Origin of the sequence: Streptomyces griseiscabiei, from assembly GCF_020010925.1 — a bacterium.
Lineage (GTDB): Bacteria > Actinomycetota > Actinomycetes > Streptomycetales > Streptomycetaceae > Streptomyces > Streptomyces griseiscabiei.
In genome coordinates this window covers 496,658-520,764 of record NZ_JAGJBZ010000002.1, presented here as the reverse complement: position 1 = coordinate 520,764, position 24,107 = coordinate 496,658, and the positions used below count along the sequence as shown (strand labels likewise).

Sequence of the window (24,107 nt, the reverse complement as noted above, 5' to 3'; positions counted from 1 at the left end):
CTTTTCAGGGGCGCGGGGAACTGCGCGAGAAGCCCCACCGGACCCGCACGTACCCACCCACCCACCCCCGATCATCAGCCGCTCCTACGCCCCCGAGCCATCATCCGCCGCAACACCCCCAACACCCCACCCCCCGACGACTCCCCGACAACCGGCGCCACAGGGGCAACAGCGGCCGAAGGGGCCACCACCCCCGGCCGAACCCCAGGCACCCGAACCCCACTCCCCGGCGCCAACTCGTACCGCACAGGCAACAACCGCAACCCCCGCACCACAGGCCCGGACCGCCAGGGCAACTGGTCCGGCGGCAGGGTCAGCTCCGCCCGGGCGAAGTGCTCGAACACCCGCCCCACCGCGGTGGTCACGATCGTCCCCGCCAACTCCCGCGCCGCGCTGGGACACTGATGCTGCCCCGCCCCCCACGCGAGATGCGCCCGCGTACTGACCGCGGAGTCGACGAGGTGGGACGACCCGATCGCGAGCAGATCCCGGTGCGCGGCGGCCACCGACGGCGACACGATGTCCCCGGCCCGGATCCAGTAGTTCCCGAGCCGCACATCCCGCGCCGCGAACCGGAAGCACAGATTGGCAGTCGGCGGATTCACCAGCGCCGCCCGGTTCACGGCCTCCCCGAGCTGCCCGTTGGACAGACTCCGCCGCACGGTCGCGTTCCCGCGCAGCACCTCCAGGAGCGTGTTGCAGACCATGTTCCCGGTGATGTCGTTGAGATAGACCGCGTTCATGAACAGCTCACGGCCCAACTGCTCGTCGCTCAGCGTCGGATCGGAGAGCAGCATGTAGGAGGTCAGGTCCTCCCCGGGCCGGGAGCGCCGGTGCGCGGCCAGCCGGGTCATCGCGCCGAGCGCCCGCCCGGTCGCCGCCCCCGCGTCCGGTCCGCCGTCCAGCATCCGCCACAGATCCATGACCATCTCGTCGCCGAGTTCGACGGGACAGCCGAACAGCTTGGTCGTCACCATGAGGAGCAGCGGCCGGGTGTACTGCGCCGCGAGATCGGCGAACCCGGTGGTCCCGGACTCGGCCGCGAGCACACCGATCAGTTCGTCGGCGTACCGCGCGACGGCGGCCCGCAGCTCCCAGCCCTCGGGCGAGTGCCCGTCCTGGAAGGGCCGCATCGCCGAGTGGTAGCTCAGCCGGGCGTGCCGGTGCTCCTCGTCGTCGAGGAACATGGTCTGCCGGACCTCGTACCCGGCGAGCAGCGGCCAGTCCTTCGGCAGCCGCCCCTCCGCACGCGCCCTCCAGTGCCGTACGTCGCGCCGCCACACGCTCTCGTTGCGCAGGACCTCCAGCACCTCGCGGTAGTCGAGAACCAGCCAGGCCGGTACCCCCATCAGCCCCACGGGTGCCACGGGGCCGTGCGTACGCCGCAGTCGCTCGTAGACACTGCCCGGATCCACGTCGAACTCCGAGGTCAGCAACGGCTCGACGGGCAGCGATTCCAGACCGGGGCCGCCGGACGGGGCGGCCGCGAACGGATGTGTTTCCATGACCGACACGCATACCGCAGGAACCGTGCACGAGCAGTGACGATGACGGTAACTGTTACGGGTTGGTGATCCCCGATGCACCAGTGGTGACGGTGACGGGAAGGCCGTCTGCCGGGTACCCGGCAGACGGCGCCGCGCCCCTCGGGTTCAGGCCACCCCCGACAACTCCCCCAGCGCCGCCGGCAGCTCCTCCGTGTGGACGACACCGAGCGCCTGTGTGGCTCGCGTCAGCGCGACGTACAGATCGCTCGTGCCGAACCGCCCCGGCTCGACGACGAGGACGGAGTCGAACTCCAGTCCCTTCGCCTGTCGGGGGTCGAGGAGGACGACGGTCCGGGTCAGGTCGGGTTCGGCGCCCGCCGTGACCCCGTCCAGCCGCGCGGCCAGGGCCCGGTGGAGTTCACGCGGCGCGATCACCGCGAGCCGTCCCTCGGCGGGGGTCAGCTCGGCGACCGCCTTGGCCACCGCCGCGGGCAGCTCCTGCGCCGCCGCGCGGCGCGCCCAGGGCCGTACGCCGGTGGACCGTACGGAACTCGGCGGCTCGAAGTCCGGCCGCTCGGCGCGGACGACGGCGGCGGCGACCGCCATGATCTCGGCGGGGGTGCGGTAGTTGACGCCGAGCCGGGTGTGCTCCCAGCGGTCCTCGACGTACGGGGCGAGGATGTCGGCCCAGGACCCGACGCCCGCGGCCTCCGCCGTCTGGGCCGGGTCGCCGACCAGGGTCATCGAGCGGGTGGGCGAGCGGCGCATCAGCAGCCGCCAGGCCATCGGCGACAGCTCCTGCGCCTCGTCGACGATGATGTGCCCGAACGCCCAGGTCCGGTCGGCCGCGGCCCGCTCGGCCGCGCTGCGGTGGTCCTCCTCCTCGTGCCGCTCGGCGAACCGTTCGGCGTCGATGATGTCGTGCGCGGACAGCACCTCCGAGCCGTCCGGGTCGTCCTCCTCCTTGTCCTCGAACTCGTAGGTGCGGGACGCGTACGACACCTCCAGCACGCCCTGCGCGTAGGCGACCTGGGTCTCCCGCTCCCGCTCGGCGCGGGCCCGTGCCACCCGGTCGTCCTCGCCGAGGAGTTCGGCGGCCTCGTCGAGCAGCGGCACGTCGGCGACGGTCCACGCGCGCGTGACGGGGCGGCGTACGGCGTCGGCGTCCTCCGGCGAGAGATACGCGTCGGGTTCGGCGAGGAGGTCGGCGATCAGCCGGCGCGGGGTGATCCGGGGCCACAGCCGTCCGATGGCGGCCCAGACCTCGGGGTTCTCGGCCAGCTCGTCGCGGATCTGGGTGATGTCGCTGTCGTCGAGGAGGTTGGAGCCGTCGTAGGGGTCGGTGCCGATGCGCTCGGCGACCATCTCCGTGAGCGTGTTGAGGACGTAGCCCTCGAAGTGCTCACGGGCCGCGTTGTGCGGGAGCCGCGCCTCGCGGGTGCGCTCGCGGGCGACCCGGACGAGGTCGTCGTCGAGCATCAGGATCTCCCGGTCGTGCTCGATGGCGATCACCGGGTCGGGCAGCGTCTGCCGGTCCCGTACGACGGCCGCGAGGACGTCGGCCATGGCCGCGCTCCCCTTCACCCGGGCCGCCTCCGGTGTGTCGGTGGCGGTGGCCCGTACGCCGGGGAACAGTTCGCCGACCGTGGACAGCAGCACACCCGTCTCGCCCAGCGACGGCAGCACCTCGCCGATGTAGCCGAGGAAGGCGGGGTTGGGGCCGACGACGAGGACGGCGCGCTTGGCGAGCAGTTCGCGCTGCTCGTAGAGGAGGAAGGCGGCCCGGTGCAGGGCGACGGCGGTCTTGCCCGTGCCGGGGCCGCCCTCCACGACCATCACCCCTTGGTGCGGGGCGCGGATGATCCGGTCCTGCTCGGCCTGGATGGTCTGCACGATGTCGCCCATACGGCCGGTGCGGGCGGAGTCGAGGGCCGCCAGCAGCACCGCGTCGCCGGTGGGGTCCTCGTAGCCCGTGCGGGTCTCGTCGCCGAGGTCGAGGATCTCGTCGTGCAGGGCGGTGACCCGGCGGCCCTCGGTGGTGAGGTGCCGGCGGCGGCGCAGGCCCATCGGGGTGTGGCCGGTGGCGAGATAGAAGGGCCGGGCGACGTCGGCGCGCCAGTCGATCAGGATCGGGGTGTGCTCGGTGTCGTCCTCGCGCAGTCCGATCCGGCCGATGTGGTGGACGGCCCCGTCGGCGAGGTCGAGCCGGCCGAAGCAGAGCGCGCCGTCGACGGAGTTCAGCGCGGCCAGCAGCCCCGAGCGTTCGGCGACCAGGATGTCCCGCTCCAGCCGGGCCTGCATGGGCGTGTTGCCCTGGGCGAGCGCGTCCGTGACGGACCCCTCGGTCTCACCGCGCAGGGCGTCCACACGGGCGTACACCCCGTCGATGAATTCCTGCTCGCGCCGCAATTCATCTTGCGAAAAGCCGGTGTTTGACAATTCCACTCCCGCCCGGATATACTGTGCTCACTGAACTTCTCCGTGACTCCATCGAATTGAAGTCGCGAACCATTAAATATACGCAAGGAAATCCCCCGAGTGCAATCACTCGGGGGATTTCCTGCATAAGGCGCGGCTTCGCCGGGACCTCAGAGCACGTCGAGACCTCAGAGCACGTCGGCGAGTTCCTCCAGCAGCCGCCGCTTCGGCCGCGCGCCGACCATCGCCTTCAGCGGCTCACCGTCCTTGAACACCATGAACGTCGGCATGGACAGCACCCGGTACGCGTGGGTGGTCTCCGGGTTCGTGTCCACGTCCAGCTGCACCACCTTCAGCCGCGCCCCCTCCTCCGCCGCGAGGGCGCTGAGCACCGGCCCCATCTGCCGGCAGGGCGGACACCAGTCGGCCGTGAACTCCACCAGCACCGGCAGCTCCGCCCCGATCACCTCCGCCCCGAAGTCCGCGTCCGTCACCTCGGCCACACCCGCCGCTCTGATCACAACTCCCCGCCTCCCAGGCCCAGTTCGCACTCCGGTTCCGGACCGCCCGGAACCTCCGCCTCGGCCGCCAGCCGCTCCCGCGCCCGCTCGGCCCGCGCCAGCTGCGCACCGACCGACGCCCGCACCGCCGCCAGCTCACCGATCAGCGCGTCGAGTTCGTCCAGCTTCCGCCGGTACACCGCCAGCGACGCCGGGCACGAGTCACCCTCCGGATGCCCCGCCCGCAGACACTCCACGAACGGCCGCGTCTCCTCCAGGTCGAACCCGAAGTCCTGCAAGGTCCGGATCTGCCGCAGCAGTCGCAGATCCGCCTCGTCGTACGTCCGGTACCCGTTGCCCGTCCGCCGCGCGGGCAACAGCCCCCGCGCCTCGTAGTACCGCAACGCCCGTGTCGTCGTCCCGGCCCGTTCCGCCAGTTCCCCGATGCGCATACGAGGACGGTATTCCTTGACGCCGACGTCAACGCCAACGCGCCCCTTCAGGGGCGCGGGGAACTGCTCGAGAAGCCCCACCGACGCGAGCCCGACGGCGAATCCGAAAAGGCCGAGTGGCCAGGTCTATAGGGGGAGGACCTGGCCACTCGGGGCTCTGGGGCTATGCGGTTGTGGGCCGTACGGCCGGGTCTACGGGGGGAGGACCCGGCCGTACGGAGTCTTGGGGACCTGTGAGGGACCCCGGCGCTCGATCCGGCGCCCGGAGCGGAGCGCTCACGCCTTGGCGAGTTCCTTCTCGCCCTCCGGCTCGGCGGCGGGCGCCGGCGCGGACCCGTGGCCGTCGTCCAGCAGCGTCTTCTCGTCGAAGGGCAGCTGTCCGGCGAGCACCTGCTCCACCCGCTCCTTGTCGATCTCCTTGGTCCAGGTGCCGATGAGGACCGTGGCGACCGCGTTGCCCGCGAAGTTGGTCAGGGCGCGGGCCTCGCTCATGAAGCGGTCGATGCCGACGATGAGGCCGATGCCGTCCACCAGGGCGGGCTTGTGCGACTGCAGACCACCCGCGAGGGTCGCGAGACCGGCGCCGGTGACACCCGCCGCGCCCTTGGAGGCCACCAGCAGGAAGAGCAGCAGCGGGATCTGCTCGCCCACCGACATCGGCGTACCCATGGCGTCGGCGATGAACAGGGACGCCATGGTCATGTAGATCATGGTGCCGTCGAGGTTGAAGGAGTAGCCGGTCGGGACGGTGATACCGACGACGGGCTTGCTGACGCCCATGTGCTCCATCTTCGCGATGAGGCGCGGCAGCGCCGACTCGGAGGAGGAGGTGGACAGGATCAGCAGGAACTCACGGCCCAGGTACTTGAAGAGCGTGAAGATGTTCAGGCCGGAGACGATCCGCAGCAGCGCGCCGAGGACGATGAAGACGAAGAGGAAGCAGGTGATGTAGAAGCCGAGCATCAGCACGGCGAGGCTCTTGAGGGCGTCGAGGCCCGCGGAACCGGTCACGGCCGCGATGGCGCCGAAGGCACCGATCGGGGCGGCCCACATCACCATCGCGAGGATGCGGAAGACGAGGCGCTGGATGTGCTCGACACCGCGCAGGATCGGCTGGCCGGAGTCGCCCATGGCCTGGAGCGCGAAGCCGGCGAAGAGGGCGACGAGCAGCGTCTGGAGGACCTCGCCGCCGGTGAAGGCGGAGACGATCGTCGTCGGGATGATGCCGAGCAGGAACTCGGTGGTGTCCTTGGCCTCGGCCGACACCTGCGCCTGACCGGTCTCCTTGATCGCGTCGGTGACCGCGAGGCCGGTGCCCGGCTCGACGATGTTGCCGACGACCAGGCCGATACCGAGGGCGACCAGCGACATCACGGTGAAGTAGGCGAGGGCGATACCGCCGACGGCGCCTACCTTCGCGGCCTTCCGTACGGAGCCGATGCCCAGCACGATCGTGCAGAAGATGATCGGGGAGATCATCATCTTGATCAGATTGACGAAGCCGGTGCCGATGGGCTTCAGCTCGACAGCGAAGTCGGGGGCGATGAGACCCACGGCGATGCCGAGAGCCACAGCCACGATCACGGCGATGTACAGGTAGTGGGTGCGGTCCCGCTTGGCGGGTGCGGTAGGTGCCGTATGGGTGGTGCTGGCCACGGCTGCCCTCCTCGTCGACGACGTCGTCGGCTCGCTGTTCCGGCGTGCGGCTCACGTCCGGGGGAATTCGGGAGACGGTCTCCCAGGTGGGAACCGGCGGGTTCCCGGGTGGAGGCCCAGAGGCCTCCGGGTGGAAGCGCTGTGGCCTCCGTGGGAGACCGGCTCCCGGGGTCGGGAGCCGGCGGGCTCCCGGTGCCGGTAGTTGGGGGACTTCCGGCGGTGGGAGCGGGGCTCCCGGGGGGTGTGGGAGCCGGGGCTCCCGGCGGTGGAAGCCGGCGGGCTTCCGGGCCGGAGGCTTGGGGGCTTCCGGCGGTGGGAGCTGGGGGGCTCCCGGTGGTGGGGAGAGGTGCCTCCCGGGGTGGGAGGCGGGCTCCCGGCGGCTCGGGTTGTGGGGTCCCGGTGCGGGAGTCGTACTCCCTGTCGGTGTCCATGTGCTGGACGGGTCGATGAAGTGACTATCTCCCTCCCTGTGAGGGCGGTCACCCTTCCGTTCATTTAGTTCACGCCAACACGGCGATGCAGACTGTTGGCATGCGCGTCCCTTCCCTGTTCCGTCCCCGCAGCCTGGCCGGTCAGCTCTTCGCCGTACAGGCGGTGCTGATCGCGGCCGTCGTGGCCGGGTACGCGCTGTTCACGTACGTCAGCGACCGCAGCCAGGCGGAGGAGGCGGGGACCCGCCAGGCCCGGGCCGTCGCGGTCACGGTGGCCGATTCCCCCTCGGTCCGGGCGGCGATCCACACGTCCGAGCCGAGCAGGCGGCTCCAGCCGTACGCCACGGAGGTGCAGCGGCACGCGGGCGTCGACTTCGTCACGATCATGACGCCGGACGGCATCCGCTGGACGCACCCCAACCCCGAACTGATCGGTGAGCACTTCCTCGGCCACATAGAGCAGGCCCAGAACGGCGAGTCCTTCACCGAGACCTACACCGGCACCCTCGGCCCGTCGGTCCGCGCGGTCGTCCCGATCATGGAGAAGGGCAAGGTCATCGGTCTGGTCAGCGCCGGTATCCGGGTCCAGGCGATCAGCGACCGCGTCCAGGAGCAGCTGACGGCCCTGGTCGGAGTGGCCGCCGGCGCGCTGGCGCTCGGCGGTATGGGCACCTACATCGTCAACGCCCGCCTCCGCCGCCACACGCACAACATGAACGCCGCCGAGCTGAGCAATATGCACGACTACCACCAGGCCGCGCTGCACGCCGTGCGTGAGGGTCTGCTGATGCTCGACGGCCAGTACCGGGTGGCCCTCATCAACGACGGCGCGCGGGAGCTGCTGGGGGTGACCGACGACGTGGTCGGCCGCTCGGTGGCCGACCTGGGCCTGCCCGCCCCGCTGACGGGCGCCCTGCTCTCCTCCGAGCCCCGGGTGGACGAGGTGCTCCTCACCGCCGAGCGGGTGCTGGTGGTGAACACCTCCCCGGTCTCGGGCGGCCAGCGCCGGGGCGCGGTGGTCACCCTGCGGGACGTGACCGAACTGCAGTCCCTCACGGGCGAGCTGAACTCCGAACGCGGCTTCACCGAGGCGCTGCGCTCCCAGGCGCACGAGGCCGCCAACCGTCTGCACACGGTCGTCTCGCTCATCGAGCTGGGCCGCGCGGACGAGGCGATCGACTTCGCGACGGCGGAGCTGGAACTGGCCCAGGCCCTGACGGACAAGGTCGTGGCGGCGGTGAGCGAGCCGGTCCTCGCGGCCCTGCTGCTGGGCAAGGCGGCCCAGGCCAACGAGCGGGGCGTCGAGCTGGTGGTCTCCGAGGACAGCCGCATCGACGACGGCCTCCTCCCCGAGTCCCTCCCCGCCCGCGACCTGGTCACCGTCCTGGGCAACCTGATCGACAACGCGGTGGACGCGGCGCAGGGGTCGGTGGGGGCCCGGGTGACGGTGACGGCCTACACCGACGAGACAGGCGAGGCGGACGAGGCGGACGCGCCGGATTCGCCGGGCGCCGGGGGCGGGCCGTCGGAGGGCCCCGTGCTGGTGCTGCGGGTGACGGACACGGGGGCCGGGGTGGATCCGGCCCACGCGGAGGCGGTCTTCGAGCGCGGTTTCTCGACGAAGCCGGCGGGGCCGGGCGGGCGGGGCCTGGGCCTGGCCCTCGTACGGCAGACCGCGCACCGCCACGACGGCACGCTGACCGTGTCGGAGGCGGCCGGGGGCGGCGCCGAGTTCGAGGTCCGGCTGCCGCTCGGTGCACATGGCGGCGACGGGGCCGGGCCGGTTCCTGCGGTGCGGGACTCCGTGGGGCATGATGCCGCGGTGCGGGACGACGATGTCCAGGCCCCTCGGGCCGCGGTGGCTGGAGGCGACGACGTATGACGAAGGCCGGGTCCGACCCCATCAGAGTGCTGGTCGTCGAGGACGACCCCGTGGCCGCCGACGCGCACATGATGTACGTCGGCCGTGTCCCCGGCTTCACGGCGGTCGGCAAGGCCCACACGGGCGCGGAGGCGCGGCGCGCGCTGGACCGGATGCCGGTGGACCTGCTGCTGCTGGACCTCCACCTGCCGGACGTGCACGGTCTGCAGCTGGCCCGCTCGCTGCGCGCGGCCGGTCACCACGCGGACGTGATAGCGGTGACGTCGGCGCGGGACCTGACCGTGGTCCGGGAGGGCGTCTCGCTGGGCGTGGTCCAGTACGTCCTGAAGCCCTTCACGTTCGCGACCCTCCGCGACCGCCTGGTCCGCTACGCCGAGTTCCACGCGGCGGCGGGCGAGGCGAGCGGCCAGGACGAGGTGGACCGCGCCCTGGCGACCCTGCGTGCGCCGGGGCCCGCCGCCCTCCCGAAGGGCCTGAGCGCCCCGACCCTGGAGCGCGTGACGGTGACCCTCCGGGACGCGGGCGAGGGCCTGACGGCGGCCGGGGTCGCCGAGGCGGTCGGCATCTCCCGCATCACGGCCCGCCGCTACCTGGAGCATCTGGTGGACGCGGGGCGGGCGGCCCGCAGCCCGCAGTACGGGCAGGTGGGGCGGCCGGAGCTGCAGTACCGGTGGGTGAAGGGCTAGAGCGCTCCCGCGTCGGGGCCTGGCTCTCCGCTGATCGCCGTACATAGGGTTCCGCCATGAACGACGAGATCATGACCACGGTCGGCCACGAGGTGCTCTCGTTCGACGGTCGGATACTGGAGATCTTCGGCAGCCATCCCAAACGCTTCCACATCCGGCACCTGGAGCTGCGCGTCACCGGCCCCGACCGGAAGGGGAGGCGGACCCTGGAGATCGACGCCCCGGGGACGCGCTCCACCTGGCACTACACGGCCGCGGAGTGGGAGGGGGCGCCGGGCCTGGCCGCGCTGCTGGAAGCGGTACGGGCGGCCGTCGCGAGCCTCCCCGAGCAGGCACGTGAGCCGCACCGGCCATGAAGCGGCGACGGCGGAAGAAGCTCTCCCACCGCCTCTTCGAGGCGATCCTGTCCGGTGACGCCAGGACCACGAAAGCCCTGCTGCGCGGTGGAGCGAACCCTGAGGGCAGAGACGCGGACGGCACCACTCCGCTGTATCTGGCATCGGTGCAGGGAGAGGCCGAAGTGGCCCGCCTGCTCCTGGAGGCCGGGGCTTCGCCCGACACGGAGAGCCGCGGCCCCGGCGCGGAGGGCACCCCCCTGTGCGCCGCCGCCTGCTGGGGACACACCGCGACGGTCCGGGAACTCCTGACCCACGGCGCCGATCCCCACCTCCGCGAGGACCACGGCACGGGCTGGTCCCCCCTGGACTGGGCGGACCACGGCCCGCACCCCGACACGGCCGCGCTGCTCAGGTCGTGGCGGGCCGGCTGAAGGGCGTGGCGTAGAGGACGATCTGCACCCCGAGCCCGACGACCGTGAGCGCCTCGACGACCGAGACGACGACGAGCCCGGCGCCGGTCCCACCGCTCACCCAGTACACCGCCAACCCGGCGAACGGCACGACGCAGAAGGCCAGCAGATCGATCCCGCACTGTATGGCCTTGCGGGACCGCCGCCGGGTGTCCGCGCGGTGGGCCACTTCCCAGTCGAAGGCCTTCTCCGCCCCGGCCAGTTGCGCGAGCCTCGGCCCGAGATCGCCCCGCACATACGCCCCGATCGCCGAGATCTTCTCGTCGTTGACCAGATAGGTCCACCCGAGCACCACACACACCGGCGGCAGCGCGAGCAGCATCGCGGGCTGCCCGGCCTGCGCGGAGGCGGCGATGACGGCCGCGAGGACGGTGAGGGTGACGTACAGCAGATTGTCCCGGAACCCGATCCGCGTCTTCTGCTCGTCCTTGACGGTCTGGTACTCGACGAGCAGCAACTGCCCGAAGGTGACGTCACCTTGGTCCGACACCCTTGCCCCCTACCCCCGCGCCGACAGAGCCGCTGCTCAAGCAACTCACTCAGCACCTTACGGGGAACCCGTGCAGACGCATTGACCTGACTAGACCACTCCTCGTACCGTCACCGGGCACCCACCCAGGCCACAACGACGTAGCCAGCAGGAGGTCGTGCCCGTGCGCCCCACCGCACCCCACCCCCGCCGATCCCCCCGCAGATCCCCCCACCGATCTCCTCTCCGCCTCCTCCTCACCGCCGCGCTGGCGATCACCGCGCCGGGCGCGCTCGCCGCCTGCGGCAGTGGCTCCGGCAGCGACCCGGACACGGTGGAGGTCTCCTACAAACAGTCCACGGACAACCAGGTCCGGGTGATGGACACCTTCCTCGCCGACGTCAAGAAGCAGTTCGAGAAGGCGAATCCGGGCAAGACGGTGAAACTCGTCCCGATCAAGGCCCCGGACTCGGAGTACTACACCAAGGTCCAGCAGATGCTGCGTTCTCCGAAGACGGCGCCGGACCTGGTCTACGAGGACACGTTCCTCATCAACTCGGACATCACGAGCGGCTATCTGAAGCCGCTGGACGACTACTTGGCCAAGTGGAAGGACTGGGACCAGTTCATCGACACGGCCAAGACGGCGGCGAAGGCCGAGGACGGAAAGACGTACGGAATTCCGGACGGCACGGACACACGTGGTCTCTGGTTCGACAAGGCGATCTTCGCGAAGGCGGGCCTGCCCGCGGATTGGCAGCCGAAGACGTGGGACGACGTCCTCGATGCCGCCCGCACCATCAAGCGGAAGGTCCCCGACGTCATCCCCTTGAACGTCTACACGGGCAAACCCGCCGGTGAGGCGGCCACCATGCAGGGCTTCGAAATGCTGCTCTACGGCACGGAGGGTGCCACGAGCGGTGGCGGAGCGAGCGACCCGTTGTACGACGAGAAGTCCAAGAAATGGAAAGCGGGCACCCAGGGCTTCAAGGACTCCCTCGCCTTCGTCGAGACGGTCTACAAGGAGAAACTGGGCCCCGAGGTCTCCGACGCCCTCGACCCCAACATCTCCACCCGGGTCCGCGGCGAACTCCTCCCCGAGGGAAAGCTCGGTATCAACCTCGACGGCTCCTGGCTCCCCCAGGACTGGCTGCCCGGCAGCGGCCATGAATGGCCCGAATGGTCGGAGAAACTCGGCCTCGCCCCTATGCCCACCCAGAACGGCCAGTCCCCCGGCAAGGTGAGCATGTCCGGCGGCTGGACCTGGGCGATCCCCGACAAGGCCGGAAATCCCGACCTCGCCTTCAAGTTCATCGAGACGATGCAGACGAAGGCGAACGCCCAGAAGTGGTACATCGCCAACTCCGGAATCGCCGTCCGCGAGGACGTGGCGTCGGACCCCGCGTACGCCGAGGCCCAGCCCGGCATCAAGTTCTTCACCGACCTGGTGTCGAGCACGCACTACCGCCCGGCGTACCCGGCGTATCCCAAGGTCTCCACGGCCATCCAGGAGGCGATGGAATCGGTGACGACGGGCGACGCGTCGGTGGCGGAGGCGGCGAAGAACTACGACGAGGAACTGAAGACGGCGACGGACGACCAGGTGACCGAAGGGGCCGAGGAATGAGCCCCCGCGCATGAAGAGGCCGGCGACGGGACCTCCGCACCCCGTTCACCCCGCTCTCCGAGCGGTCACCCGGGCCGTCCCCCTCACCCCGGCCACGATCCTCCTTCTCCTCTTCCTCGCCGGCCCCATCGCCTACTGCGCCTACATCGCCTTCACCGACCTCCAGCTCACCGGCCAGGCCGAGGACTCCTTCATCGGCTTCGACAACTTCCGCACGGCCTTCGGGGACGAGGCCTTCCTCAACGCGGTCTGGCTGACCCTGGTGTTCACGGTGGTCTCGGCCCTGCTCGGCCAGAACACCCTGGGCCTGGCGCTGGCGGCGCTCATGCAACGCGCCTCGAAACCCGTCCGCACACTGGTCGGCGGAATCGTCGTCACGGCGTGGGTCCTCCCGGAGGTCGTGGCCGGCTTCCTCCTCTACGCCTTCTTCCGCCGCGAGGGCACCCTGAACGCCCTCCTCGACTGGCTCCATCTCCCGACCCAGAACTGGCTGTACACACTCCCGATCCTGGCGGTGTCCTTCGCGAACGTCTGGCGCGGGACAGCCTTCTCGATGCTGGTGTACTCAGCCGCCCTGAACGAAATCCCGAAGGAGATCACGGAAGCGGCGGAAATGGACGGCGCGGGCGGCTGGCACCGTATGTGGCACATCACCCTCCCGATGATCCGCCGCTCCATCGGCACGAACCTGATGCTCATCACCCTCCAGACCCTGTCGGTCTTCGGCCTGATCTGGGTGATGACGCGGGGCGGCCCGGGCGGCAAGAGCCAGACCCTCCCCCTCTTCATGTACGAGGAGGCCTTCCAGAAAAGCATGATCGGTTACGGCACGGCGGTGGCGCTGTTGTTGCTGGTGGTGGGTTCGCTGTTCTCGGTGATCTATCTGCGGCTGCTGCGGACGGAGGTGTGAGTACCGTGCCCACTCTGAACACCCGCCGCCTGGCGGCCGACGCGGGACTGCTGGTCATCGCCGCGGCCTTCGTCCTCCCCCTGGCGTGGGTGATCCTCTCGTCGGTGGACCCGAAGGCGAACCTGACGGTGAAAGTCCCCGACGGCGTGACCCTGGACAATTTCGACGCCGTCCTGACCCCGGAGATCACCTTCACACCACTCCTCAACAGCCTGCTGCTGTGCGGCGGAGGGACTCTGCTGACGGTGGTGTGCGCGGCGTTGGCTGCCTACCCCCTCTCCCGCTTCCGCTCCCGCCTGAACCGCCCTTTCCTCCTCACCATCCTCTTCGCGACGAGCCTCCCGATCACGGCGATCATGGTCCCGGTCTACGCGCTCTTCGTCCAGGTGAACCTGATCGACACCATGCAGGGCACGATCTTCTTCTTCGCCGCGTCCCAATTGCCGTTCGCCATCTGGCTGATGAAGAACTTCATGGACGGCGTCCCGAAGGAACTGGAGGAGGCGGCGTGGACGGACGGCGCGTCGTCGCTTCAGTCGCTGATCAGGGTCGTACTACCGCTGATGGGGCCGGGCGTGGCCGTGGTGACGGTCTTCTCGTTCGTGATGATGTGGGGCAACTTCTTCGTCCCGTTCATGCTGCTCCTGACCCCGGAGCAGATGCCGGCGGCGGTGAGCATCAACGAGTTCTTCGGGAATCGGGGGACGGTTGTTTATGGGCAGTTGGCGGCGTTCTCGGTGATCTATTCGACGCCGGTGATTTTGTTGTATGTGGGGGTGGCCAGGCGGTTGGGTGGGGGGTTTGCTTTGGGTGGGGCGGTCAAAGGGTGAGAGGGCGGCCGACGCGACGCCATGCTCTCCCTCGCCCGCCCGTCCTGCCCCCTGCCGCTACCCCAACTTCCCAGGCCGGAACGGCTCCACCCCCACCACCCGCCGCACCCGCACCGGCTCGATCAGGATCATCAGGCGCCGCTCCCCGGGCAGGAGCCACGGATAGCGTTCCTCGCCGATGTACTTCTGCGTGAGCCGGTCCATGGCCCGCTCCGCCTCCTCGCCCTCCACGAACCCGACCACCCGGCCCCGGATCTCGGCCCGGTCGTAGGGGTTCCCGGAGTCGATGTGGGAGAGGGAGACACCCGGGTTGCGGCGCAGGTTCTCCTCCTTCACCCGGCCCACCGACGTGTTCACCATGACGTACTCACTCCCGTCACGGCTCTCGATGTCCACCCACATGGGTGACACCTGAGGCGCCCCGTCCACCCCCACCGTCGCCAAGTGCCAGAAGTTCGGGGCCAGTAGGCGCTCGCGTATGTGCTCGTCCAGCTGCGTCGCTTTCGTCATGCGCTCACCCCTACCCAGGGAGCCACTCCACTCACTCGCAGCGCACCGCCCCCACCAACCGTAGATTCCTACAATCCGTGTTTGTGGCCGAACAGCCCGTAGTCACCGCAGCCCGGCACCCCTACGTTGTGCGCGTGCACCGACGCTCAGCCCATGAACGGCAGCCCCAGCACCAGCCCGAGCAGCCGTACCCGCATCCGCATCCGCACTCGTACCAGGCCCCGGCCACGGACCCACACGCCCCCGATTCCGCCCCCACCCCGCCCTTCAACGCCCCCGCCGCCCGGAAACTCCGTATCGCACTCGGGATGGGGCCGGAGCATGTCGCCTACGGAATGCGGTCCTCGTACGGACTCCCGTACGTCACCCCGGACCTGGTCGCCGCCTGGGAGCACGGCGATATCGCGCCAACCGGCCCCGAACTCACCGCGCTCGCGGGTGTGTTGTGGTGCTCGACCGCCGAACTCATCGGTACACCGAGGACGTTGAGGGAACATCGGATGGCACGCGGGGTCGCCGCAGAGGACGTCGCCCGTGCGGTCGGGCTCGAACTCGCCGCCTATCTCCGTATGGAGGAGACCGGCGAGTGGCGCGGCACGGACCGCCAGTGCGCCGCCCTCGCCGCCGCGCTCGACCTCGCGCTCGCCGACCTGATCACCGTCACGGGGCGCGAACCGAGGCTCAGGGAGCTGCTGCACGGCGCGGTGACCACGCGCTGGCAGGCCCAGGTTCGGCCGACCGTGAAGCTGCTGTCCCTCGACCGACGCCTCCTGGAGGACGTCCTCCAGGAGATGCACACCGAGTACCAGGGCCTGATGGCCGCCACTCTCACCTGGGCCAACGGCACCGCCGCCACCGACTCGGGCGACGCCGGCCGTGACTACCTGGACCGGATCACCGACCACTTCTGGTCACTGGTCCGGCGAGCGACCATCCGCCCGTAGGCCGTGTCCGCCAGGACGCCCCTAGAACACCGACTCCGCCTCGTCCATCCGGTCCTTCGGGACCGTCTTCAGTTCGGTCACCGCCTCCGCCAGCGGCACCATCACCACATCGGTGCCGCGGAGCGCGGTCATCCGCCCGTAGTCGGCGCGGTGCGCGGCCTCCACCGCGTGCCAGCCGAAGCGCGTGGCGAGCACCCTGTCGTACGCGGTCGGGGTGCCGCCGCGCTGGATGTGTCCGAGAATGACCGGCTTGGCCTCCTTGCCGAGGCGCCGCTCCAGCTCGTACGCCAGTGCCGCCCCGATGCCCTGGAAGCGCTCGTGGCCGAACTGGTCGATCTCGCCGTGGCCGTAGTCCATGGAGCCCTCGGCCGGGTGCGCGCCCTCGGCGACGCAGATGACCGCGAACTTCTTGCCGCGCGAGAAGCGCTCCTCGACCATCTTCACCAGGTCGGCGGGGTCGAAGGCCCGCTCCGGCAGGCAGATGCCGTGCGCGCCCGCCGCCATGCCCGACTCCAGCGCGATCCAGCCCGCGTGCCGGCCCATGACCTCGACGACCATCACCCGCTGGTGGGACTCGGCGGTCGTCTTGAGGCGGTCCATGGCCTCCGTGGCGACCCCGACCGCCGTGTCGAAGCCGAAGGTGCGGTCCGTCGACGAGATGTCGTTGTCGATGGTCTTCGGGACGCCGACCACCGGCAGACCCGCGTCCGACAGCATGCGGGCCGCGGTCAGCGTGCCCTCGCCGCCGATCGGGATCAGTACGTCGATACCGAACTGGTGGGCCATGTCCTGCGCGTTCTCGCAGGCCTCGCGGAGGCGGTCGCGCTGGAGGCGGGAGGAGCCCAGGATCGTCCCGCCACGGGCCAGGATGCCGCTGACGGACTCCAGGTCGAGGGTGCGGTAGCGGCCGTCCAACAGACCCGCGTAGCCGTCCTCGAAGCCGATGACCTCGTCGCCGTACTGGGTGACCGCTCGGTGCACGACCGACCGGATCACTGCGTTCAGGCCCGGACAGTCGCCGCCTGCGGTGAGAACTCCGATACGCATCGTGCTGCTTCTCCTGCTCGTCCTGATCGTCCTGCTCGTGCCGGTGATTATTGGTGATTGCTGGTACTTGTGAGCCAGTCCGATTGTTTCACGCCCGACTGGGGGTCGCCGCGCCCGTCCACCCCGCCCGGCACCACACCCAGCTGATGGGCGCCTTATCCATGGTCAGGGGTATTGTCAAGAGGGTTTCCGTCCGCCGTGACGGTGATTTCCGCCCCTCCCCTGTCGAACCAGTCGAACCATACGAAGTCGAACCATACGAAACGGAGAGCACACGTGACGCGCAGCGTGTACGTGACCGGTATCGACCGCGGCGACGGCCGCCAGGTCGTCGAGCTGGGGGTGATGGAGCTCCTGACCCGCCAGGTCGACCGGGTGGGGGTGTTCCGGCCCCTGCTGCACCACGGACCGGACCGGCTCTTCGATCTGCTGCGCGCCCGCTATCGCCTCACCCAGGACCCGGCGACCGTGTACGGCATGGACTACCACGAGGCGTCCACCCTCCAGGCCGAGCACGGCACGGACGAGCTGGTGTCGACGCTCGTGGACCGGTTCCACGCCGTCGCCCGTGACTACGACGTCGTCCTCGTCCTGGGCACCGACTTCGCGGACACCCAGTTCCCGGACGAGCTGTCGCTCAACGCCCGGCTCGCCAACGAGTTCGGGGCGTCGGTGATCTCCGTGGTCGGCGGGCGCAAGCAGACCGCCGAGTCGGTCGCCGCCGAGACGCACAACGCGTTCCGCGCGTACGAGGGCCTCGGCTGCGACGTGCTCGCCATGGTGGTCAACCGGGTGGCGCCCGCCGACCGCGCCGAGATAGCCGAGCGGCTCGGGGACTCGCGGCTGCCGCTCCCCGTGCCCTGTTACGTCGTCCCGGACGAGCCCGCGCTCTCCGCGCCCACCGTCGCCCAGATCACCCACGCCCTCGGCGGCAAGGTCCTCCTCGGCGACGACTCGGGGCTCGCCCGCGACGCGCTGAACTTCGTGTTCGGCGGGGCCATGCTGCCGAACTTCCTCAACGCCCTGACCCCGGGCTGTCTGGTCGTCACCCCGGGCGACCGCGCGGACCTGGTCATCGGCGCGCTCGCCGCGCACAGCGCCGGCACCCCGCCCATCGCCGGTGTGCTGCTCACCCTCAACGAGCGGCCCAGCGAGGAGATCCTCACCCTCGCGGCCCGTCTCGCGCCCGGCACGCCCGTGGTCGCCGTCGAGTCCGGTTCCTTCCTCACCGCCTCCGAACTCTTCTCCATGGAGGGGAAGTTGAGCGCGGTGACGCCCCGCAAGGCGGAGACCGCGCTCGGGCTCTTCGAGCGGCACGTCGACACCGCCGAGCTGCGGGGCCGGGTCTCGGCGCCGAGCAGCGACCGGATCACGCCGATGATGTTCGAGCACACCCTCCTCGAACAGGCCCGCTCCGAGCGGCGCCGCGTCGTCCTCCCCGAGGGCACGGAGGAGCGCGTCCTGCACGCGGCGGAGGTGATCCTGCGGCGGAACGTCTGCGACCTCACCCTCCTCGGGCCCGTCGAGCAGATCCGCAAGAAGGCCGCCGACCTGGGCATCGACCTCGGCGACAGCATGCTGGTGGACCCGGCGACCTCCGAGTGGCGGGACGCGTTCGCGGAGAAGTACGCCCAGTTCCGCGCCCACAAGAACATCAGCGTCGAGCTGGCGTACGACGTGGTCTCCGATGTGAACTACTTCGGGACGATGATGGTGCAGGAGGGGCTCGCCGACGGCATGGTGTCGGGGTCGGTGCACTCCACCGCCGCCACCATCCGGCCCGCCTTCGAGATCATCAAGACCAAGCCGGACGCGGACATCGTCTCGTCGGTCTTCTTCATGTGCCTCGCCGACAAGGTGCTGGTCTACGGCGACTGCGCGGTGAACCCCGACCCGAACGCCGAGCAGCTCGCCGACATCGCCGTCCAGTCCGCCGCCACCGCGCGGCGGTTCGGGGTCGAGCCGCGGATCGCGATGCTGTCGTACTCGACGGGGACGTCCGGTTCGGGCGCCGACGTCGACAAGGTGCGGGAGGCGACGGAGATCGTGCGCGCGCGGCGGCCCGATCTGCTGATCGAGGGGCCGATCCAGTACGACGCGGCCGTGGAGCCGAGTGTCGCGGCGACCAAGCTGCCGGACTCCGAGGTCGCGGGCCAGGCGACGGTGCTGATCTTCCCGGACCTCAACACCGGCAACAACACCTACAAGGCCGTGCAGCGTTCGGCCGGCGCCCTCGCGGTCGGGCCGGTCCTCCAGGGCCTGCGCAAGCCGGTCAACGACCTGTCCCGGGGCGCCCTCGTCCAGGACATCGTCACCACGGTCGCCATCACGGCGATCCAGGCCCAGGCGCCCGCCCAGTGACCCCCGCAGAGACCCCCGCAGACAGAAGGCGAACCAGCACCGTGACCGCCACCCGCGTCCTCGTCCTCAACTCCGGCTCCTCCTCGGTGAAGTACCAGCTGCTCGACATGCGCGACAGCGGCCGTCTCGCCATGGGGCTGGTGGAGCGCATCGGTGAGGAGACCTCCCGGCTGAAGCACACGCCGCTCGCCGGCGGGGGCGCCTCCCGCGAGCGCACCGGGCCGATCGCCGACCACGAGGCCGCCCTGAAGGCCGTCGCGGAGGAGCTGGCGGCGGACGGCCTCGGCCTCGACTCCCCCGAACTGGCCGCCATCGGGCACCGCGTGGTGCACGGCGGGCAGAGCTTCACCGAGCCGACCGTGATCGACGAGGCCGTGCTCGCCGAGATCGAGCGGCTGATCCCGGTGGCGCCGCTGCACAACCCGGCCAATCTGACGGGGATCCGGACGGCGCGGGCACTGCGCCCGGACCTTCCCCAGGTCGCGGTGTTCGACACCGCGTTCCACACCACCATGCCGGAGTCCGCCGCCCGTTACGCGATCGACGTCGAGACGGCCGACGCCCTCCGCATCCGGCGCTACGGCTTCCACGGCACCTCGCACGCGTACGTCTCCCGGGCGACCGCCGAACTGCTGGGCAAGGACCCGTCGGAGGTGAACGTCATCGTGCTGCACCTCGGCAACGGGGCGTCCGCCTCCGCGGTCGAGGGCGGCCGGTGCGTGGACACCTCCATGGGGCTGACGCCTTTGGAGGGGCTCGTGATGGGTACGCGGTCCGGAGACATGGACCCGGCCGTCATCTTTCATTTGATGCGCGTTGGCGGAATGTCCACGGACGAGATCGACACTCTCCTCAACAAGAAGAGCGGTCTGATCGGGCTGTGCGGCGACAACGACATGCGGGAAATACGCCGGCGTATCGACGAGGGCGACGAGCGGGCGAAGCTGGCCTTCGACATCTACATTCACCGGTTGAGGAAGTACATCGGCGCCTACTACGCGGTGCTCGGCCGGGTGGACGCGGTCGCGTTCACGGCGGGTGTCGGCGAGAACGCGGCACCGGTGCGCGAGGCCGCCGTGGCGGGCCTGGAGGGGCTGGGTCTGGCCGTGGACGGCGATCTCAACGCCGTACGGAGCGACGAGCCGCGGCTGATCTCGCCGGCCGGCGCCCGGGTCGCGGTCGCGGTGGTGCCGACGGACGAGGAACTGGAGATCGCGGCACAGACGTACGCCCTGGTCGACAAATGAGCAAAGCACGGCCCGGAAATACACGCCGGTAACACGACTGAGCGCATAGCCGCCCATATGAATTGCAGCATTCCGCCAGACGGAATATTCCGGAGCGAAACAAACCGATAGGATCGTCCCATGCGCCGTTCGAAAATCGTCTGTACTCTCGGCCCCGCGGTCGACTCCCACGAGCAACTGGTCGCCCTCATCGAGGCCGGCATGAACGTGGCCCGTTTCAATTTCAGCCACGGCAGCCACGCCGAGCACCAGGGCCGTTACGACCGGGTCCGGGCCGCCTCCGCCGAGACCGGTGTGGCCATCGGTGTCCTCGCCGACCTCCAGGGCCCCAAGATCCGTCTGGAGACCTTCGCCGAGGGTCCGGTGGAGCTGGTGCGCGGTGACGAGTTCACCATCACCGCCGAGGACGTGCCGGGCGACAAGCAGATCTGCGGTACGACGTACAAGGGGCTGCCCGGTGACGTCTCCGCGGGCGACCAGATCCTCATCAACGACGGTAACGTCGAGCTGAAGGTCATCGAGGTCGACGGTCCCCGTGTGCGGACCGAGGTCGTCGAGGGCGGTGTCATCTCCGACCACAAGGGCATCAACCTGCCCGGCGCGGCCGTCAACGTGCCCGCGCTGTCCGAGAAGGACGTCGAGGACCTGCGGTTCGCGCTGCGGATGGGCTGCGACCTGGTGGCGCTCTCCTTCGTGCGGGACGCCGAGGACGTGCGGGACGTCCACAAGGTGATGGACGAGGTGGGCCGCCGGGTCCCCGTCATCGCCAAGGTGGAGAAGCCGCAGGCGGTGGAGAACATGGAGGACGTCGTGATGGCGTTCGACGGTGTGATGGTCGCCCGTGGCGACCTGGCCGTCGAGTACCCGCTCGAGAAGGTCCCCATGGTGCAGAAGCGCCTGATCGAGCTGTGCCGCCGCAACGCCAAGCCGGTGATCGTGGCGACCCAGATGATGGAGTCGATGATCACCAACTCCCGCCCCACGCGCGCCGAGGCCTCCGACGTGGCCAACGCGATCCTGGACGGCGCGGACGCGGTCATGCTCTCGGCGGAGTCCAGCGTGGGCGCGTACCCGCTGGAGACGGTCCGCACGATGTCGAAGATCGTCTCGGCGGCCGAGCAGGAGCTGCTCTCCAAGGGCCTCCAGCCGCTGGTCCCGGGCAAGAAGCCGCGTACGCAGGGCGGTTCGATCGCCCGCGCCGCCTGTGAGATCGCCGACTTCCTCGGCGGCCGGGCGCTGGTGGCCTTCACGCAGTCCGGTGACACCGCCCGCCGGCTGTCCCGCTATCGCGCCTCCCAGCCGATCGTCGCGTTCACCACGGACGAGTCCACCCGCAACCAGCTGGCGCTCAGCTGGGGTGTCGAGTCGCATGTCGTCCCGTTCGTGAACAGCACCGACGAGATGGTCGACCTGGTGGACCAGGAGATGGTCAAGCTCAAGCGCTTCCAGGACGGCGACATCGCGATCATCACCGCCGGTTCGCCCCCCGGTGTCCCGGGCACCACCAACATGGTCCGGGTGCACCACCTGGGCGGCGGCTCCCGCGACTGACGGGGCCGAGGTGGCCGTGGAGGCCGCGGCAGAGGCGTAGGACAGCACCGAGGGCGCCCCCCTTCAGAAGGGGGGCGCCCTCGGTCTGTGCGGCTCCCGGACGGGTCCTGTGGACGCTCTGTGCGGACCGGCCGATCAGTCGGTCGTGTACTGGTGCAGCCCGGGCACGGTGAGCGTCCCGCCGAACTGGCCCGCCTGGACGACCTTCACCTTGGTGAAGTAGATCAGCGGGATGTTCAGCGGCGGCGGGTGCTTCGGGTCGAAGGTCACCGGGATCAGACCGAGCAGGTTGCCGGAGATGCTCTCGGTGTACATGACCGTCTGGCCGTCGCGGATGGTGGACGTGGTGCCCTTGCCGGCCTGCACGTGGTAGGTCACGCCGGCCTGCTTGTCGTCGACCGTCTGGTGGAGGTCGCCGATGTCGGTGCCGTCGGAGATGACGTACTTCAGCACCTCCTTGACCGTGCCGTCGGCGGTCTTCACCTTGACGACGCCCTTGTAGTCGGCGCCCTTCAGGAGCAGCGAGCTGGCGTTGAGGTACCAGGGGTCGTCGGGCAGGGCGGGGATGCCCTTCTCGACGCCGCTCTCGTCGTCCGTGGCGACCGGGCAGCCCTCGGCGTCCAGGCTCTCGCTCGGCGACGGGCTGGGCGTCGCGGTCGCGTCGTCCGCGGTGTCCTCGGCGGCTTCCTCGGTGTCCTTGGTGTCGTCGGTGTCCTTGGCGTCGTCGGCGGCGCCGGTGACGTCCTTGGCCGACTCCTCGACCTTGTCGGTGGTGTCCGGCGTCTCCTTGCCGGAGTCCGAACCCGCGTCCGTGTCCTCGTCAGAGCCGGAGGTGTCCTCCGGGGCCGAGTCCGAGGGCGACGGGGACGGGCTGGTGGCCGACTCGGACGGCGTGGTGCTCTCCGTCTCCTTGTCGTCCGGCGTGAAGAGGTCCTCCAGCGCGCTGCCGATGTCCTCCAGGACGTTGCCGGAGCCGTCCTTCCCGGTGTCCGACGCCGCGGTGTCCGTGCCGCCGGCGGTGCCGGTGGACGTGGAGTCGTCGGTCTTGTCCGTCGCGTCCTTGTCGTCGGAACCCGAGTCCGACGAGGAGGAGCCGGTCGAGTCCGAGCCGCTGGACGTGTCGTCGGAGGCGGAGTCGCCCGAGGAGTTGCCCGTGCCGGACGTGGAGTCGTCCTCGGCGGACGTGTCCTCGTCCTTGGTCCCGTCGTCCGTGGAGTCGGCGCTCTCCGAGGCGGAGGCGGACGGCGTCGGGGTCGGCGAGGCGGAGCTGTCCGTGCCCTCCTCGGCGGCCTCCAGGGCCTCCACGCAGTCCTTGTACTCGTCGGCCGTCAGGCTCAGCTTGGCCGGGTCGTCGGCGCGGGCGAGGGTGATCGTGGGTGTGAAGCCCATGCCCATGAGGACCGCCGTCGGCATCGCCGCCAGGGCTATCGCCTTGCCCGCCGGCACGTTCAGCCGGGTGAGAAGGGGCTTCTTGGGCGCCGCGTGCCGCGGTCCGGATCTCGCACGGGACTCTCCCACCGAAGTCCCGTGGGTCACCTCGTCAGCCGGCACTGTGCCTCCCGTTCGTCCCGTTCGTGGGGGTGGTACCTGTCAGGTCGTCGCCCTCGCCGTGCGCCGCCCCGTTCGCCGAACCCGCTGTCGCGGACTCCGGGGCGTCGCCCTTGTGCAGGGGGACCGCACCTTGCTGTGCCGTGTTCTCGGTGTTCTCAGAAGTCGTGGCCTGGGAGGCCGTGTCCTGCGGTGCCGGCGTCCGCGACGGGGTCCGGTAGGTGGACGGCACCGCCGCCTCGTCGTGAGCGGGTGCCCAGGAGATGGCGAGCGCGCCGCCGATCAGCGCGGGCAGGAAGCCGAAGCCGAAGCCGCCGAGGTTGGAGACGGGGATGGACACGAGCGCCAGGAGGATCGCCGCGGTACCGGCGAAGGTCCGTACGTGGCGCTGGAACCAGAGGCTCACACCGAGCACCACCAGCAGGACGCCGATGATGAGGGAGCCCGAGCCGCCCGTCGTCGCCATGGCGAGGGTGAGGTGGCCGATCTGTACGTTCGCGTACGGGAAGTACATGATCGGGAAGCCGCTGAGCAGTACCAACAGGCCCGCCCAGAAGGGGCGGCTGCCCCTCCAGTCGCCGAAGCGCCGCCGGAGGACGCGGAGATAGTCTTCGTTCTGCCCCGTTGACTCGGCGCTCATGGACAACAGCTCCCTGGAACGGTGTTGCTGTGACAAGTTCACGTACGGCGCGTGTCCACCTACGGACATGTACGAGGCGCGCGTACGGAATTCACGTACGGAG

The 24,107-nt window shown here is 70.1% G+C and carries 21 protein-coding genes; 11 read left to right on the top strand and 10 right to left on the bottom strand.

Annotated features, from left to right (window positions below):
* Positions 1-74: 74 nt before the first annotated feature.
* From J8M51_RS19910 to J8M51_RS19890, 5 genes are all read right to left on the bottom strand, one after another.
* The gene (locus J8M51_RS19910) at positions 75-1,505 is read right to left on the bottom strand and encodes a cytochrome P450 (RefSeq protein ID WP_267299351.1); all 1,431 of its coding nucleotides are present in this window, start codon (positions 1,503-1,505) and stop codon (positions 75-77) included.
* Between the two features lie 147 nt (positions 1,506-1,652).
* Complete coding sequence (locus J8M51_RS19905; protein ID WP_086763073.1) at positions 1,653-3,896, bottom strand: HelD family protein; 2,244 nt, start codon at positions 3,894-3,896, stop codon at positions 1,653-1,655.
* Positions 3,897-4,093: 197 nt separating this feature from the next.
* The gene (locus tag J8M51_RS19900; protein ID WP_086763075.1) at positions 4,094-4,426 is read right to left on the bottom strand and encodes a thioredoxin family protein; all 333 of its coding nucleotides are present in this window, start codon (positions 4,424-4,426) and stop codon (positions 4,094-4,096) included.
* Positions 4,423-4,857 (bottom strand): MerR family transcriptional regulator, encoded by a 435-nt coding sequence (locus J8M51_RS19895; protein WP_086763077.1) that lies wholly within the window; start codon positions 4,855-4,857, stop codon positions 4,423-4,425. Before J8M51_RS19895 ends, J8M51_RS19900 begins: the two co-directional genes overlap by 4 nt.
* Before the next feature lie 276 nt (positions 4,858-5,133).
* Positions 5,134-6,513 (bottom strand): cation:dicarboxylate symporter family transporter, encoded by a 1,380-nt coding sequence (locus tag J8M51_RS19890; RefSeq protein ID WP_086763079.1) that lies wholly within the window; start codon positions 6,511-6,513, stop codon positions 5,134-5,136.
* Between the two features lie 531 nt (positions 6,514-7,044).
* On the opposite strand from J8M51_RS19890, the gene J8M51_RS19885 reads away from it, so the two are divergent.
* The 4 genes from J8M51_RS19885 to J8M51_RS19870 are packed head-to-tail and all read left to right on the top strand — an operon-like array spanning position 7,045 to position 10,281.
* Entirely contained in the window at positions 7,045-8,826 is a 1,782-nt protein-coding gene (locus tag J8M51_RS19885; RefSeq protein WP_267299350.1) for an ATP-binding protein, read from the top strand.
* Complete coding sequence (locus tag J8M51_RS19880; RefSeq protein ID WP_216591275.1) at positions 8,823-9,512, top strand: response regulator; 690 nt, start codon at positions 8,823-8,825, stop codon at positions 9,510-9,512. Before J8M51_RS19885 ends, J8M51_RS19880 begins: the two co-directional genes overlap by 4 nt.
* 56 nt (positions 9,513-9,568) lie before the next feature.
* Positions 9,569-9,868, top strand: a complete 300-nt coding sequence (locus J8M51_RS19875) for a hypothetical protein (RefSeq protein ID WP_086755466.1) — start codon at positions 9,569-9,571, stop codon at positions 9,866-9,868.
* Positions 9,865-10,281, top strand: a complete 417-nt coding sequence (locus J8M51_RS19870) for an ankyrin repeat domain-containing protein (RefSeq protein ID WP_086755465.1) — start codon at positions 9,865-9,867, stop codon at positions 10,279-10,281. The genes J8M51_RS19875 and J8M51_RS19870 overlap by 4 nt, the downstream gene beginning before the upstream one ends.
* Here the strand turns inward: J8M51_RS19870 and J8M51_RS19865 are convergent.
* The gene (locus J8M51_RS19865) at positions 10,259-10,810 is read right to left on the bottom strand and encodes a hypothetical protein (protein WP_086755464.1); all 552 of its coding nucleotides are present in this window, start codon (positions 10,808-10,810) and stop codon (positions 10,259-10,261) included. The two genes, J8M51_RS19870 and J8M51_RS19865, sit on opposite strands and share 23 nt — an antisense overlap.
* A 163-nt stretch (positions 10,811-10,973) precedes the next feature.
* Between J8M51_RS19865 and J8M51_RS19860 the strand changes: the two genes are divergently transcribed.
* Genes J8M51_RS19860 through J8M51_RS19850 form a run of 3 tightly spaced genes read left to right on the top strand, consistent with a single transcriptional unit; the run spans position 10,974 to position 14,156 of the window.
* The gene (locus J8M51_RS19860) at positions 10,974-12,416 is read left to right on the top strand and encodes an extracellular solute-binding protein (RefSeq protein WP_398856497.1); all 1,443 of its coding nucleotides are present in this window, start codon (positions 10,974-10,976) and stop codon (positions 12,414-12,416) included.
* 10 nt (positions 12,417-12,426) lie between these two features.
* Positions 12,427-13,326: a carbohydrate ABC transporter permease gene (locus J8M51_RS19855; RefSeq protein ID WP_086762503.1), complete on the top strand. Its 900-nt coding sequence runs from the start codon at positions 12,427-12,429 to the stop codon at positions 13,324-13,326.
* A 5-nt stretch (positions 13,327-13,331) separates the two neighbouring features.
* Entirely contained in the window at positions 13,332-14,156 is an 825-nt protein-coding gene (locus tag J8M51_RS19850) for a carbohydrate ABC transporter permease (protein ID WP_267299349.1), read from the top strand.
* A 57-nt stretch (positions 14,157-14,213) separates the two neighbouring features.
* Here J8M51_RS19850 and J8M51_RS19845 read toward each other — a convergent pair whose 3' ends face one another.
* A complete protein-coding gene (locus J8M51_RS19845) occupies positions 14,214-14,666 on the bottom strand; it encodes a PPOX class F420-dependent oxidoreductase (protein ID WP_216591781.1) in 453 nt (150 codons plus the stop codon).
* Between the two features lie 134 nt (positions 14,667-14,800).
* Here J8M51_RS19845 and J8M51_RS19840 point away from each other — a divergent pair, with 134 nt between their 5' ends.
* Positions 14,801-15,610 carry a helix-turn-helix domain-containing protein gene (locus J8M51_RS19840; RefSeq protein ID WP_267299348.1) on the top strand — a complete coding sequence of 270 codons (810 nt, stop codon included), beginning with the start codon at positions 14,801-14,803 and terminating at the stop codon, positions 15,608-15,610.
* Positions 15,611-15,631: 21 nt separating this feature from the next.
* Here the strand turns inward: J8M51_RS19840 and J8M51_RS19835 are convergent, their stop codons facing one another.
* Positions 15,632-16,657: an ATP-dependent 6-phosphofructokinase gene (locus tag J8M51_RS19835; RefSeq protein ID WP_086752828.1), complete on the bottom strand. Its 1,026-nt coding sequence runs from the start codon at positions 16,655-16,657 to the stop codon at positions 15,632-15,634.
* Positions 16,658-16,933: 276 nt separating this feature from the next.
* Between J8M51_RS19835 and pta the strand changes: the two genes are divergently transcribed.
* The 3 genes from pta to pyk all read left to right on the top strand — a co-directional run bounded on the left by pta (position 16,934) and on the right by pyk (position 21,816).
* The gene (gene pta, locus J8M51_RS19830) at positions 16,934-19,018 is read left to right on the top strand and encodes a phosphate acetyltransferase (RefSeq protein ID WP_086752830.1); all 2,085 of its coding nucleotides are present in this window, start codon (positions 16,934-16,936) and stop codon (positions 19,016-19,018) included.
* Between the two features lie 41 nt (positions 19,019-19,059).
* Positions 19,060-20,265: an acetate kinase gene (locus J8M51_RS19825; protein ID WP_086752832.1), complete on the top strand. Its 1,206-nt coding sequence runs from the start codon at positions 19,060-19,062 to the stop codon at positions 20,263-20,265.
* A 120-nt stretch (positions 20,266-20,385) separates the two neighbouring features.
* A complete protein-coding gene (gene pyk, locus J8M51_RS19820) occupies positions 20,386-21,816 on the top strand; it encodes a pyruvate kinase (RefSeq protein ID WP_086752834.1) in 1,431 nt (476 codons plus the stop codon).
* A 135-nt stretch (positions 21,817-21,951) separates the two neighbouring features.
* On the opposite strand, the gene J8M51_RS19815 is transcribed toward pyk, so the two are convergent.
* Both J8M51_RS19815 and J8M51_RS19810 read right to left on the bottom strand, forming a co-directional pair.
* Entirely contained in the window at positions 21,952-23,367 is a 1,416-nt protein-coding gene (locus J8M51_RS19815; RefSeq protein WP_179202902.1) for a hypothetical protein, read from the bottom strand.
* On the bottom strand, positions 23,357-24,004 hold the full coding sequence (locus J8M51_RS19810) for a DUF6114 domain-containing protein (protein WP_086752836.1): 648 nt from the start codon (positions 24,002-24,004) through the stop codon (positions 23,357-23,359). Before J8M51_RS19810 ends, J8M51_RS19815 begins: the two co-directional genes overlap by 11 nt.
* Between the last annotated feature and the right edge of the window lie 103 nt (positions 24,005-24,107).